This window comes from Ruegeria sp. BE3 (assembly GCF_056538865.1).
Window position 1 is genome coordinate 64,042 of the sequence record NZ_JBQFTW010000003.1, and the last position, 13,750, is coordinate 77,791.

Consider the following 13,750-nt stretch of genomic DNA (forward strand, 5'->3'; position numbering starts at 1 on the left):
CGGACCGGAACCCGCGTGTCGGGTTCCGGCAATGTTTGCCGGGTTATTGTCCGGTCTTGATTGTGGTCCAGGCGCGGGTCAGCGACCGGTCATAGCGCGAGCTGTGCGGCTTGAGCGAAAACAGGTTCGCTGCGACATCAGCGGGAGGATAGATGCCCGGATCACTGGCCACCTCTTCCACAACGAACTCGGTCGCGGCCGTGTTGGGATTGGCATAGTAGACATAGTTGGTAATCGCGGCTGCAACCTGCGGTTCAAGGATGTAGTTTATGAACTTCAGTGCGTTTTCCGGGTTCGGTGCATCGTCGGGCACCGCCAGCATGTCAAAACCGACCTGACCACCCTCAGCCGGGATGGCATAGGCCACGTTGATGCCCTGTCCTGCTTCGGCGGCACGGTCGCGCGCTTGTAGAACGTCGCCCGAATAGCCGACCGAGACACAGATATCGCCATTGGCAAGGTCGTTGATGTATTGCGACGAATGAAAGTAACGGATGTGCGGTCGCACCGCCATCAACAACTCGGTCGCTTTCTCCAGATCACCCTTGTCTTCCGAGTTGGGGTCCAGACCCAGATAGTTTAGCGCGGGCGCCATGATCTCGGAGGGGCTGTCCAGGACGGCAATACCGCAATCGGCCAGCTTACCGGCGGTTTCGGGATCAAAGATCATGTCCCAGCTGCCAATCTTGCCCTCGTCGATGCGTTCCTTCACCTTGTCGACGTTATAGCCAAGACCCGTGGTGAACATCATGTAGGGCACGCCGTATTTGTTATCGGGGTCGTTGACCGCGATCACGTCCAGGATACCCTGGTCCAAGTTCCCATAGTTGCTAAGCGCGCCTTTATCGATTTCGGCAAATACACCAGCCTGCGCTTGGCGCGCCATGAATTCGATCGAAGGCACAACAACATCATAGCCGCTGGCACCGGTCAGCATCTTGGCTTCCAGCACTTCGTTGCTGTCGAACACATCGTAGTTCACTTTGATTCCGGTTTCGGCCTCAAAATTGGCGATGGTGTCCTCGGCGATGTAGTCCGACCAGTTGTAGACGTTCAACTCACCCTCGGCCATGGCCGCGCCTGCGGTCAGGGCCAGTGTCGAACAAAAGATTGCAAGGTTTTTCATGGAATCCTCCCTTTGGATTTTGAAGATTTTGAGACTTGAGTTGGAAAATCAGACGCCCAGTTTGTCGCGTGCGGCGTACCACCACGATCCAACCATCGAGTACGGTACGCGGAACATCCGACCGCCTGGGAAAGGATACCACGGCACCTTCTCGAACACGTCGAAACGGGTCAGATCGCCGTCGATGGCTTCGGACAGGATACGCCCGAATGTGTGGCTGCCGGTCACGCCGTGTCCGCTATAGCCGTGGGCGAAGTAGGTGTTCTGCCCGATTCGACCCATTTGGGGTACGCGGCTGAACGAGAGGGCAAAGTTACCGCTCCAGGCATAGTCGATCTTGACGCCTTTGAGCTGCGGGAAAACCTTGTCCATGTTGCGGCGCAGCTTGGCCTCGATATTGCTTGGATCGCTGCCACCGTAAACGGTGCCACCGCCAAACAGCATGCGCTTGTCACCCGACAGGCGGTAGTAGTCGAGGATGTAGCGGATATCTTCAACACAGGCGTCCTGCGGCAGCAACGAATGCGCGAGCTCTTCACCCAGCGGTTCGGTCGCCATCACCTGGGTCGACACCGGCATAACGCGCCAGGTCAGTGTGGGAACGACATGTCCCAGATAGGCGTTACCGCACAGAACCAGCGTCTTACAGGTTATCGTGCCTTTGGCTGTCTTGATCACAGGCTTGGCCGCATCAGTGTCTACGTCCGTCACCGGTGACATTTCATAGATCGTACCGCCCAGCTTTTCGAACGCCGCCGCTTCACCAAGCGCGAGGTTCAGCGGGTGCATGTGGCCGCCCGAATGGTCGATCAGGCCACCTTCGTAGAGGTCGGAATTGATGTGCTCGCGCAGCTGGTTCTTGTCGAGCATCTCCTGGTTTTTGATGCCGTAACTGGCCCAGAGGTTCATCCGCTCTTCCAACTCGCGCATATGCGCCTTGGTCAGACCGGTGAAGATGTTCTTTTCTTTCAGGTCGCAGTCGATTTCATACGTCTTGATCCGTTCACGGATGATCTCGCCACCCTCTTGCACGAGACCGGCAACAAAGGTCGCGGTGTCCTGACCATAGCGTTTCTTGATCGTCTGAAGGCTGGCATTCAACCCGTTAACGATCTGACCGCCATTGCGCCCCGATGCGCCCCAACCCACACGAGCGCCCTCAACGATGGCAACTTTGTAGCCTTTTTCGACAAGGTGCAGCCCGGTGGACAGACCGCTATATCCCGCGCCAATGATACAAACATCAATCTCGTTGTTACCCTGCAACTCGGCACGCTTCGGCGACGGATTGGCCGAGGCGGCATAGTAGCTCGTTGTGTGCCGGCCGTCTCCGGCATAGGAATTCGTCATGGCGTTCATCACACGACCTCCAGGTAAGAGTGGTATTCAAAGTCGGTTACTTGGCGGGAGAATTTCCTGAGTTCTTGCTGTTTGCATTCGACAAACATGGTCTGAAGCCGGGATGAGAAGATCTCGGCGACGTGTCCGCCTTTCTGAAACGCTTCGATCGCGGTAGCCCAATCCAGCGGCAGATGCTCAATATCCTGGTTGTAGGCATCACCTACGATGGCCGGCGCAGGGGTCATCTTGCGTTCGATCCCTATCAGGGCGCCGCCCAAAATACTGGTCAAAACAAGGTAGGGGTTGGCGTCGGCCCCGGCGACCCGGTGCTCAATCCGCCGCGCCTTGTGACTGCCACCCGGGATACGGATCGCGGCGGTACGGTTTTCATAACCCCAGGCCACCCCCGTTGGCGCATGTGCGCCCGGCAGAAGGCGACGATAGGAATTGGCATGCGGCGCGAAGGTCAGGGTGTTTTCCTGCATCGTCGCCAAAAGGCCCGCCACGGCGTTCAGCATTGTTTCGGTGCCTTCCTCTCCGCCATTGTCGAAGACGTTATTGCCCTGTTCATCAAGCAGTGAGAAATGCACGTGGAAGCCGCTTCCGGCGCGGTCGCCGTAGGGCTTGGTCATGAAAGATGCCGCGAAGCCATGCTTGCGGGCTATGCCCCGGACCAGACGCTTGAACAGCACCGCATCGTCAGCAGCACGCAGCGGATCATCCAAATGCATCAGGTTGATTTCAAACTGGCCCGCGCCGTTTTCGGAAATCGCCGCATCCGCCGGAATACCCTGCTGGGCGCAGGCATCATAGACGTCATTCAGAAAGCCATCGAAATGCTCCAACTCATCAAGCGACAGCACGCCATCAGAATCCAGCCGCTTGCCGGTTACCGGCGAACGCGGGGGCTCGGGGCGATCACCCGACGGATCGCAGAGATAGAATTCCAACTCAGTCGCTACCACAGGGGTCAGACCACGCGCCTTGAACCGATCAACTACACCCCCCAATGCGCGGCGCGGATCGCCAGTGAAGGGCGTGCCGTCTTCCCGGCGCATCCACAGCATCGCCATAGCGGTGGGGCGCTCTGACCAGGTGATCGGCAACAACTCGCGCCCGGTGAAATCGCACAGACCGTCCGAGTCACCAGTCTCGAAAACCAATTCGCTATTCTCGATATCCTCGCCCCAGACGTCGACACCAACCACCGAGAGCGGCATCCGCATGCCGCCCTCGACGACCTTACCTGCCTGTTCAACTGGCACGCGTTTACCGCGCAATGTCCCGTTCAGATCGCTCACGCAGGCAAAGATCGACTCGATCTCAGGCTTGTCATCCAGCCATTTTGTTAAGTCCGCCTTGGTCATCTTTTCCTCCGTAGTGATATCATATTTTATTTTGTGATATCTTTTATAATCTTTAGATGCCATTTTGCACTTGAGTCAATTATTTTTTCGAATACTGTCACAAATATCGAAACTTCCGCTCGGGTAAGCACATGCCAAAGGATCAGAATTTGATCATCCCTGAATTCGGCTCAGACAAGGATCTGACCACCCAGGAATATGTGTATGAACGCCTGCGCCATGCGATAATGATCGGCGCGATTCGCCCCGGAACCACCTTGACGATGCGCGGATTGGCCGAAGCCCTGAAGCTCAGCCCCACCCCAATTCGCGAAGCTGTTCGGCGTCTGAGTTCGGAACATGCCATCGAGGTCATGCAGAACCGGCGTATGACCGTACCTCGTATGACACTTGGCCGTTTCGAGGAACTCGTGGCGCTACGCGTTGCCCTCGAAGTGCATTCCGCAGAACGAGCGCTCCCCTATGTATCGGATATTATTATAGATAAAATGCGATCAATCGATGATGCGATGGATGCAGAGATCGAGGAGAACAACCTGGACAGCCTGACGATCCTGAATCAGGAATTCCATCGCACGCTCTATACGGTCAACCCCAACCAAGTCTCTATACCGGTGATCGAAAGTGTCTGGCTCCAGATCGGACCGTTCCAACGGCAGGTCATCGAGCAGCTTAAGGAATACTACCTTGTCGATCGCCACAAAGAGATCCTCGCAGCGCTCAGGACTCGCGATGCGGCCGCGCTAGTTGTCGCCACCGAAAGCGATATCCGCGAAGGCATGAGTCGCAACGGGCGGAGGCTTCTGACCCAAATGGCGGGCGAAACCTAGGCCAATCCCCCCCAAACCAGTTTTCCCAGGGCGTCATATAGGGCGCCCTGCTGCTGTTTTTTGCCCAAGATTCGCGATCTTGGGTACAAGCGTCACACTCAGTTGACTTTTTGTGATATCATTTTATAAGATGCGATATCTATTTTACTGCAAAGGGCGCGCCATGACCGAACTGACCTTTACCGACTGGCAGAATAAAGCAGCCGCCCTTGATATCCGCTCTCAAATGCTGATCGACGGCGACTTCGTCAGTGCGGCCTCTGGAAAAACCTTCGCCTCCATCAGCCCGGTGGATGGCCGGCACCTTGCCGATGTGGCCTGCGGTGGCGAAGAGGACGTAAACCGCGCCGTCAAGGTCGCCCGCGCTGCCTTCGAAGACGGACGCTGGTCAAAGCAGGCCCCGGCAGCCCGTAAACTTGTGCTACGCCGCCTCGCCGATCTGATCCGCGCCCATCGCGACGAACTCGCCCTTTTGGAGACTCTCGACATGGGCAAACCGATCTCGGACAGCACCTCAATAGACGTACGTGCCGTGTCGAACTGCTTCGACTGGTACGCAGAGGCCATCGACAAAATTTATGACGAGGTTGCCCCCACCGCCCCATGCACATTCGCCACGATCACCAAGGAACCGCTGGGTGTGGTGGCGGCTGTCGTGCCCTGGAACTTTCCAATGCTCATGGCCGCCTGGAAGGTAGCACCGGCCTTAGCGACCGGTAATTCTGTTATCCTGAAACCCGCCGAACAATCCTCGCTGTCGGCTATCCGGTTAGCCGAATTGGCGCTTGAAGCAGCCATTCCTCCGGGTGTCTTCAATGTCGTCACCGGCAACGGTCCCGAGGTTGGGCGCGCCTTGGGTCTGCATATGGATGTGGACGGTTTGTTCTTCACCGGCTCGACTCAGGTCGGCAAGTATTTCATGGAATACTCAGCCCAATCCAACCTCAAACGTCTGGGCCTAGAACTGGGCGGCAAAAGCCCGAATATCATTCTGTCGAGCTATCGCGATACGGAACATGCCGCGACAACCTCGGCCCATTCGGCCTTCTTCAACCAGGGTGAAATGTGCACCTGCCCAAGCCGCCTTGTCGTCGAACGCGCAATCCATGATCAGGTTGTCGAGACATTGGTTGAGATTGCCAAAACCTATGTCCCCGGTAATCCACTGGATCCCCAAACCAACATGGGTGCGATGGTGGATGAACGTCACACAGATCGCGTCATGGAATTCGTAGACCACGCGCGAAACGACGGTGCCGATTTGGCCATCGGCGGCAAGCGTGTCAACCGCGAAACTGGCGGTTGCTATATCGAACCGACGATCTTCGACAATGCTACTAACGACATGCATATTGCACAGGAAGAAATCTTCGGTCCCATGCTGACCGTAATCCCGGTTGATACTGTGGACGAGGCGATCAAGGTGGCCAATGACAGCTGCTACGGTTTGGCCTCAGCGGTTTGGACTGATGATCTTGCGACGGCGCACAAAGTGTCCAAGAGCATTCGCGCAGGTCTTGTATACGTCAATTGCTATGATTGCGATGACATGACCACACCATTTGGCGGATTCAAGGAATCCGGCATAGGTCGGGACAAGTCGCTCCATGCGCTCGACAAATATACCGAGTTGAAAACAACTTGGATGAATGTATGCGAAAGATAAGTTGCGTTATGAGCTTCGACTTCGAGAAAGCGAGTTTCTATCTCGCCCTAGGTCGTGTTGACAAAAGGGGTTCACTGCGCCTGCTGATCATGATTCAAGCCGGTATGTGCAATGGAGACCAGCTTGGAACGAAACCTAATGTCGGACGAGGAGTGGGCGTTCTTTGAACGGTTCATCCTTTCGGTCCGTTCCCCGAATGGACGCAGACCGACCAATCACCGTCTTGATTTAGATGGGATATTCTGGATCGCGCGCACCGGATCACCCCTGGCGAAACTTGCCCGAAGAGTTCGGCAAATGGTCCAGCGTTTACCGGTAATTCCGACGTTGGACGCTGGCGGGCCTTTGGGAGGATATTCTTGAGGCATTGAACCAAAGCGGAACTGTCCCAGACGCGCTCCAAATGGTTGATAGCACTGTTATTCGAGCCCGCCATCAGGCGGCGGGTGCAAAAGGGGGGCTACGAGACAAGGTTTTGGCCGTTCAAGAGGTGGGTTCACGACCAAGATCCACCTCCGCGTCGACGCCCATGGACTACCAATGAGAACAGACATCACACCGGGGCAAACATCGGACTATCTGGGTTTTGATCTTGTGATGGCGGACAACCTCACCGAACCTCCGGTGCTGCTCGTTGGTCGGGGCTATGATGCTGATCGCATTCGCAAAACCATGAGCGAGCGCGATATTCTCACTCAAATCCCAATGCGCAAGACACGAAAGATGTGGGTCGGTGTGGATCGTGGGCTATATAAGCTGAGAAACATGGTTGAACGGTGCTTCAACAAACTCAAGAATGCCCGCCGTGTCGCCGCGCGATACGACAAAACTGCCGAAAACTACCTTGGCTTCGTCGATATCACATCTATCCGCCTTTGGTTCCGCCATTTGTCAACATGACCTAGGTTTCGGACGAACGTGAAAACTAAAGAAAAGTCCTTCAGCTTGAGGTGTTGGGCCCAAGAATCAGCCTACTTTTCTGTCAGTTAAGGCCTGCCAATTCTGAGGTGAAGTTGTCGCAAGGCTTCGAGAAAACCAATTTCGTATACCGCAGTTGGCACTTGCGCCGATTTTTAGGATAGCAAACAACGAAGTTGAGAATGGGTTTTTCAAAAGGTGGGCCAAGGGGTGGCTGAAAATAGATTCAAAAACGCAATATGTTGATAATTATGCGAATTTTTAAGGGATATGGTGCGGGTGGAGGGACTTGAACCCCCACGCCTTGCGGCGCCAGAACCTAAATCTGGTGCGTCTACCAATTTCGCCACACCCGCAATCCGGTGCCGAAGCACCGTTGTGAGGCGCTGAATAGCAAAGCTTTTGGGCGAGGGCGAGAGGTAAAATTTAACTCATCGCAAGATTATGTTTGGGGCATTGGGAAACAGTCGCTGGATGGGCGTTTTATGGGCCAGATTGGATGCCAGCTTGTTGCATGCTATCGTATTTGCGTTGGAAGCAATCGTTCCTTGGCGTCAATCCACCTCGTATAGCGTGTAAAATCAAATCCACACATTAATTCGTAACTCTTTGGTCGTAATTACGTTTCCAATATGGAAACAAAGTGCAATCTTCTAGTGTATTTTTTACTACTTTAGGTAGATTATACCTGATTTTACCAAGCCGAGCATCGCTTCCGGATATTTCCAAGCGATCGTATTGCGAGACTTTTCTTGACTGCCAAGGCTTTGAGAGGAGTAGAGAGGTCTAAGGGTTAGAGTCCTGATAGATATGGTTATTATATGAATCTACGCATAATTTTAGACACACCTGTTGACCTGCATCTGAAACAAAGTCAGCACATCAAGCATGCTGGATTTCGGGCGGTGAGCCTAATGTCGCTCCCTCATTGGTTGAGGTATTTCTATGGGGCGCGACCACAATTGCGCCACATTTCAAACGCCAAAAAATCTTATTCGCGTCAAAATAACACCGTGGTGATCGTAATTGATTAAGCGCAGGAGTTAATGAGTCTTTTTGCCATCTGGCACCGTACGAGTTTTTGCTCAACTCCAGTACAAGGGTCTCTGTCGTGACCAACCAGATCAAAACCGCTGCCTCCGAGCAAGACGTTGTAGGTCTTGCACGCGAAAGTTTCATTGGCGAGCTGAAAACCCTTAATCGCCAGCATCCTGGCACGGGTTTCGGAATCGCTCTTCGTACCCATTCAGGCAATCGATACCTGCTGGCCAATGCCCGCATGCCGCTGCCTGCACATAAATCCCAGGACTTCCCAACCGGACGCCGCGTGGCGTGTCTGGAAAATGGTGAGGGCTTCAGCTCGATCGAAATCTTGGCTGATTCCCTGGCTTATGAATCAATTTCCCCACGTTCCGAGGCTGCAATCCTCGGTAATGCGCTGGACCTGATCGCACGTATCGACACGCTTGCGAGCCTGCCGGACGGGGCAGGGGACCAGATCGCCGCAACTGGCACCGGAGGCTAAATATGGCGCGCAACGACCATCTTCTGTCTGTAGGAAACGAGGCTCTGTCTGAGATGACAGAGGCAATGTCCTCGTTGACGACACAGATCGATCAATTGACAGAGGTGGCGGATGCGCGCTCCTCGGCGCGGCTGGCGGCGCTGAAAACCAAGATGGAGAATTTCACCGCAAGCGTCACGCTTGTGGGGCAGGTGAAGGCAGGGAAATCTTCGATCGTGAACATTCTGGCGGGTCGGCCGAACCTGCTGCCCTCGGATGTGAACCCGTGGACATCTGTTGTTACCACCCTGAACATCAACACCCGGACTGAGGGCGATACCAGGTCCAAATTTACCTTCTTCGAGCAGGAAGAATGGGACAACCTGATGGTTGGCGGTGGGCGTCTTGGTGAGCTTGCCAATCGTGCCGGTGCGGATGACGAGATGGATGATATCCGTCGCCAGATCGCTGAAATGAAATCGAAATCCGAAGATCGCCTGGGTAAGCACTTTGATCTGATATTGGGTCAAAGCCACCAGTACGACTATTTCGACGATGAGCTGATCCAGCGCTATGTCTGTCTTGGGGATGAAGACGATCCGGACATCAACCCCAAGACCGGTCGCTTCGCCGACGTCACGAAGTCGGCTGAATTGTTCATGGATATCCCGCAATATCCGATCTCGCTGAAGCTGTGCGATACGCCCGGCGTCAATGACACGTTTATGGTGCGCGAGCAGATTACGCTGCGCAGCTTGCGAGGGTCCGAGGTTTGTGTCGTGGTGCTGGCGGCAAGTCAGGCATTGACCACCATGGATATGGCGCTGATGCGGATCATCGCGCAGTTTGAGAATCGCCAGATCATTCTATTCGTAAACCGGATCGATGAACTGTCCGACCCGGTTACCCAGGTGCCCGAGATTCGGGATCGCATTCAGGACACACTGAAGCAGAACAATATCGACGCCAACACCAGCGTTGTTTTCGGCAGTGCGCTGTGGGCCGAGGCCGCGCTGACCGGAAACCCGGACATTCTGACTGAGGAATCGCGCGAGGCGCTGAACACATTCTATCTTGCCGCCGGGTTTGGTGATCAGGCCGCGTCATTGAACAAGATCTGGGCGCTTTCGGGACTGCCTGATCTGTTGCTTGCAATGAATGAACGGATTGCCGAAGGGGCGGGGGGCCGCCTTCTGGATCGCGTCCGCCACCGTGCGCGTAACATTGCCAGCCAGATTCGAGCGACCGCAGTCGCCAAGACGCTATCCAGCACAGACGGCATTGTCCGCGATCTAGATGGTGCATCACCGGAAGATGCTATCGCAACGGTGTCCGACGAATACCAAAAGAAAGTCGCTGAACTTACGGGCAAACTGCGTGACAAGGTGTTGGAACGACTGGCCTCAGCCGAGGCAAACTTTGTCAAACGCGCGACGGATTCGCTGATTTCTCATTTGGAACAGAATGGGGAGCAGGGGACGTGGCAATATGATCCCGCAGGTCTGCGCACTTTGCAGAAAGCGGCCTATTTCAGCTTTGCACGCGCGATGCGGAAGGATGCCGGTGCATTGTATGCCGCCGCCGCTGCGGATGTCGAAGCGCTCTATCATAAGCTGTTGGGCAACCATCTGGGTGAGTTCAATATCGAAGCACCCATCGTACCGCGTGTCCCGCCACCTTTGGGGATTGGCCGCACCATTGCGCTGGATTTGCAAAGCACATGGTGGCGCCGATGGTGGCAAAAACGCAAAGGGTTCGAAGCCTATGCGGCGGACTACACGCGCCTGATAGCGTCAGAGGCGAACTCGATCACCAAGGATATCGAGGAAAACCAGATTGCAGCCGTTTTGGAAAATGTCCGCGCTACCCTGACCGATTTCATGGCTGAGCAGAAAGATACATTGCTCAGTATTTCGCAATCGCCAGACAGGGCTGCGGCACAGGTGGCCGAGCAGAAGCCGCAGAAGTCGCGTGACGATATTCTGGGTGACATCCTGAAAGACCTTAGTAACGAAGCAGCATAAGAAGAGTTATGGTAAAAGAATCACAAACCCGCTTCGTCTCTCCCAAGGCCTGGAACCGCATCGAGCAGTGGTCCCGGCGCAAGCCTGTGTTTGCACTTATGGGTGAGTTCAGCGCAGGCAAATCCACGCTGATGAATTTTCTTTTGCGTAAGCAAGCCTTGCCGACGCAGGTTACAGCGACGCAGCTGCCGCCGATCTGGTTCAGTTGGGGTAATCGACCGGCATATATAAAACGCCACGATGGCAGCACGCAGACGATCGAACTGGATCAGCTTGAACAGGTCGGCGTCAATGACGCGCAATTTGTACGGATTTTTCTTGAGGCCGACATTCTTGAGGCCGTCGACCTGATCGACACGCCCGGTATTTCGGATCCGAAAATCTCGACCGATGTGTGGCAGCGTGCCGTTGGACAGGCCAATGGCGTCCTGTGGTGTACTCATTCGACACAAGCTTGGCGTGAAACTGAGCGCGCCACGTGGGTGTCCCTGCCAGAACGTTTGCAGCATAAATCGCTGTTGTTGGTGACCCGAGCGGACGCGCTGAACCAAAAGGATCGCCAGAAAGTCCTGCGCCGCGTGAACCGCGAAGCCGGGCATCTGTTCAATCGCACAATCCTGTTCTCTGCCCGCGACGCTATTCTGGCCCGTGACAAGACCGGCGATGCCGAGCTTTGGTCACGCAGCGGTGGCGGCAAGATGGTGGACAGCTTCCTTGAGATCACGGAACAGATCATGGACAACCGTGCCGACATGCTGGCGCGTTACCAGATCGACAAATCTCTGCCAGATGCGCAGAAAGTGCAGCCTTTGCGCCCGGCTGGGAAAGAGGAAGAGGCACCGCTCAAGCTTGTTGATCCGGTAGATCAGCCTGTGGATGAAGTGGATGTAGTCACCAGCTTCCCGGTGCGCCCCGTACGGGTGGAACGCCGCTCGGACGAGGCTGAACGTCCCCGCATCGATGCGGGCGAAGCAGAGCGCATGCGGGCCGAAATGGAAGCTGAAGCAGAACCGGCCGAGGAAGATCTGCGCGCCCTCTTCGCTGAAAAAGAAGAGGAACTGCTTGATCTCAACCTATTGGCAAATCCCGTTACCGATGTCGATGAGTTCGACTTCGTCGAAGACGACGATGAACAAGATGACGCCGAGGCAGAGCTGATCGTTCTGGGCCCCGATGCCGACGAACGGGAAACGCAGGAGACGGTGGTAGAGGGCCAAGAAGGCGCAGATGACCAGCAGCGCTCTGAGGATGACATCGCAACCTCAGTGTCTTCGATCACTGCACTGCTTGCTGAACAGGACGAAGCGCAGGACGAAGACTATGAGCCAGAGCCGGAGTCAAATGCACTGACGTCGGTACGCGTTGTTGCCGTGAACGCTGAGCTATCGGATGCGGAAATCGACGAAGCTGAAGAGGCCACTCCGTCCGCGGACAGCGCGATGAACGCTTCGCCAGGCACACAACCCAGCGCGTTTGCGATGTGGAATGAAATTGTCGCGAGCGAGACACTGCCGGATGATGCAAAAGGCCTGCAAAGCGCCTTTGCCGCCTTCCTGACCGAGTTCGATCAGATCGCCCGCGAACACAGCGCGCGCAAGGACAAAGAGGTGTTGCGCGCTGTTCCCAAACACACCGACAGTGGCGGAGCGGAATGGCATGCGGTTTGATCCGAACCTGATTTCAAGACACGAAGGCAGGTGACGATATGTCGATTGAGCTTGCTTTGAGTTCGGCCATCGAGACGATACCCGACTGCGTTGCAGCCGGGTATGTCGATATGGAAACCGGGATGTTGTTGGGGACCAGCGCCGAAGATTCTGACAGCGCAGATGCACTGGATCATTTGGCACTTGCGGTGGCGAACCTGTTCCAAGGGCGGGGCGTCAAAGGGTTCGAGGAGCTGTTGCGGACAGCTCAGATTGACGACGTTGAGCATCCGGGATTTGGGGAAATCGCGGTGTTTTCTGAAGATCGTCTGCACATCTTTCTCAGGACGCAGAAATATCCTGATCATGTGGTGTGCTACATCTGTCGCAACAATACGAACGTGGGACTTGCACTTACGAAATCACATCTCAGCCTCGGGCCGGTAGCGGCGGCGGTTTAGACGGGACCAGAGGGGGTCACGGTATGATGGATAGCGAAATTCTGGAACTGCTCGAAGACATCGGGCGTTCGTCGGTGGCTCGTTTGTCGCCGGTGACCTTTCTTGCGGGTGACAATGCCAAGTCTCGCAGGCAGCAGGTTCTGGGCACAATCAGACGTACGATCCTGCCTCGGCGGATCGAATTTACTGCTGCGGATGGCGCGGTATTGGCCATCGAGGTCAACAGCTCGCGGATCACCGAAGTTTTCACCTGCGCCTCGGGGCCTGTGCCGGATTTCGGAACCGAAACTCGTGAAGATCTGACGGAACGACTGGCCCAGTTGGTGACGGACATATCGACGGCCACTGGCCCGCTGGAGATGGTGTCGCTGCGCCCTGATACCGCGCTTGAGGCGGACGATGTCGGTATCACCTTCTCTGAGATTGAAGCCGCCTGCGATAAAATCGACATCTCTGATGAGCCTCGCATGTCAGTCGTGCCTGACCCCGAGCCCGATACCGATCAGCAGCCTGAATCCGACATAGCGATGCAGTTTTACACGGGATCTGAGCGGTTTGCTCTTGGGCGAGTCCTGATCGGAGATGCTGAGGAGCACTCTTTCGATGGCATCTGCGCGCCGGATCAACCTGCACATCCCGGAACCGATCTGCTATCCCGCTTCGCGCGTGATCTTGCCGGATGGAATGCAGATGGATCTGATGTCCTGTCACAACCGCAACTGATCGTCATGCGCCCGTCAGGCGGTCAGGGTGCAGGTCTTGCTGTACTAAGCGACGGTCAACAGACCGCCGCTGCCGTCCATGATGCCCGCAAGTTGGGGGCCGTTGTAAACCTTTGGAAGTCCTTGAAAACCGCCGTCGAATGAC

The 13,750-nt window shown here is 55.4% G+C and carries 11 protein-coding genes, 1 tRNA gene and 1 pseudogene; 9 read left to right on the forward strand and 4 right to left on the reverse strand.

Annotated features, from left to right (window positions below):
• Window positions 1-43 precede the first annotated feature (43 nt).
• The 3 genes from ACR0AZ_RS10035 to ACR0AZ_RS10045 are packed head-to-tail and all read right to left on the reverse strand — an operon-like array spanning window position 44 to window position 3,834.
• On the reverse strand, window positions 44-1,126 hold the full coding sequence (locus tag ACR0AZ_RS10035) for a polyamine ABC transporter substrate-binding protein (RefSeq protein WP_480472783.1): 1,083 nt from the start codon (window positions 1,124-1,126) through the stop codon (window positions 44-46).
• Window positions 1,127-1,174: 48 nt separating this feature from the next.
• The gene (locus tag ACR0AZ_RS10040; RefSeq protein ID WP_480472781.1) at window positions 1,175-2,485 is read right to left on the reverse strand and encodes an NAD(P)/FAD-dependent oxidoreductase; all 1,311 of its coding nucleotides are present in this window, start codon (window positions 2,483-2,485) and stop codon (window positions 1,175-1,177) included.
• Entirely contained in the window at window positions 2,485-3,834 is a 1,350-nt protein-coding gene (locus ACR0AZ_RS10045; RefSeq protein ID WP_480472779.1) for a glutamine synthetase family protein, read from the reverse strand. Before ACR0AZ_RS10045 ends, ACR0AZ_RS10040 begins: the two co-directional genes overlap by 1 nt.
• A 131-nt stretch (window positions 3,835-3,965) precedes the next feature.
• Between ACR0AZ_RS10045 and ACR0AZ_RS10050 the strand changes: the two genes are divergently transcribed.
• The 4 genes and pseudogenes from ACR0AZ_RS10050 to ACR0AZ_RS10065 all read left to right on the forward strand — a co-directional run.
• Window positions 3,966-4,664, forward strand: a complete 699-nt coding sequence (locus ACR0AZ_RS10050) for a GntR family transcriptional regulator (RefSeq protein WP_480472777.1) — start codon at window positions 3,966-3,968, stop codon at window positions 4,662-4,664.
• A gap of 163 nt (window positions 4,665-4,827) precedes the next feature.
• Complete coding sequence (locus ACR0AZ_RS10055; protein ID WP_480667356.1) at window positions 4,828-6,330, forward strand: aldehyde dehydrogenase; 1,503 nt, start codon at window positions 4,828-4,830, stop codon at window positions 6,328-6,330.
• A gap of 138 nt (window positions 6,331-6,468) precedes the next feature.
• Window positions 6,469-6,693 (forward strand): transposase, encoded by a 225-nt coding sequence (locus ACR0AZ_RS10060; protein ID WP_480667474.1) that lies wholly within the window; start codon window positions 6,469-6,471, stop codon window positions 6,691-6,693.
• Between the two features lie 90 nt (window positions 6,694-6,783).
• A pseudogene (locus tag ACR0AZ_RS10065) lies at window positions 6,784-7,230 on the forward strand (IS5 family transposase); the annotation flags it as partial.
• 289 nt (window positions 7,231-7,519) lie between these two features.
• Here the strand turns inward: ACR0AZ_RS10065 and ACR0AZ_RS10070 are convergent.
• A tRNA-Leu gene (locus tag ACR0AZ_RS10070) sits at window positions 7,520-7,604 on the reverse strand.
• Between the two features lie 755 nt (window positions 7,605-8,359).
• Here ACR0AZ_RS10070 and ACR0AZ_RS10075 point away from each other — a divergent pair.
• The 5 genes from ACR0AZ_RS10075 to ACR0AZ_RS10095 are packed head-to-tail and all read left to right on the forward strand — an operon-like array spanning window position 8,360 to window position 13,749.
• The gene (locus tag ACR0AZ_RS10075) at window positions 8,360-8,773 is read left to right on the forward strand and encodes a hypothetical protein (protein WP_480472771.1); all 414 of its coding nucleotides are present in this window, start codon (window positions 8,360-8,362) and stop codon (window positions 8,771-8,773) included.
• Window positions 8,774-8,775: 2 nt separating this feature from the next.
• Complete coding sequence (locus ACR0AZ_RS10080) at window positions 8,776-10,776, forward strand: dynamin family protein (protein ID WP_480472769.1); 2,001 nt, start codon at window positions 8,776-8,778, stop codon at window positions 10,774-10,776.
• A gap of 8 nt (window positions 10,777-10,784) precedes the next feature.
• Window positions 10,785-12,443 (forward strand): dynamin family protein, encoded by a 1,659-nt coding sequence (locus ACR0AZ_RS10085; RefSeq protein WP_480472767.1) that lies wholly within the window; start codon window positions 10,785-10,787, stop codon window positions 12,441-12,443.
• Window positions 12,444-12,481: 38 nt separating this feature from the next.
• Window positions 12,482-12,883 (forward strand): hypothetical protein, encoded by a 402-nt coding sequence (locus ACR0AZ_RS10090; RefSeq protein ID WP_480472765.1) that lies wholly within the window; start codon window positions 12,482-12,484, stop codon window positions 12,881-12,883.
• A 23-nt stretch (window positions 12,884-12,906) separates the two neighbouring features.
• Window positions 12,907-13,749 (forward strand): hypothetical protein, encoded by an 843-nt coding sequence (locus tag ACR0AZ_RS10095; protein WP_480472763.1) that lies wholly within the window; start codon window positions 12,907-12,909, stop codon window positions 13,747-13,749.
• Window position 13,750: the final 1 nt, after the last annotated feature.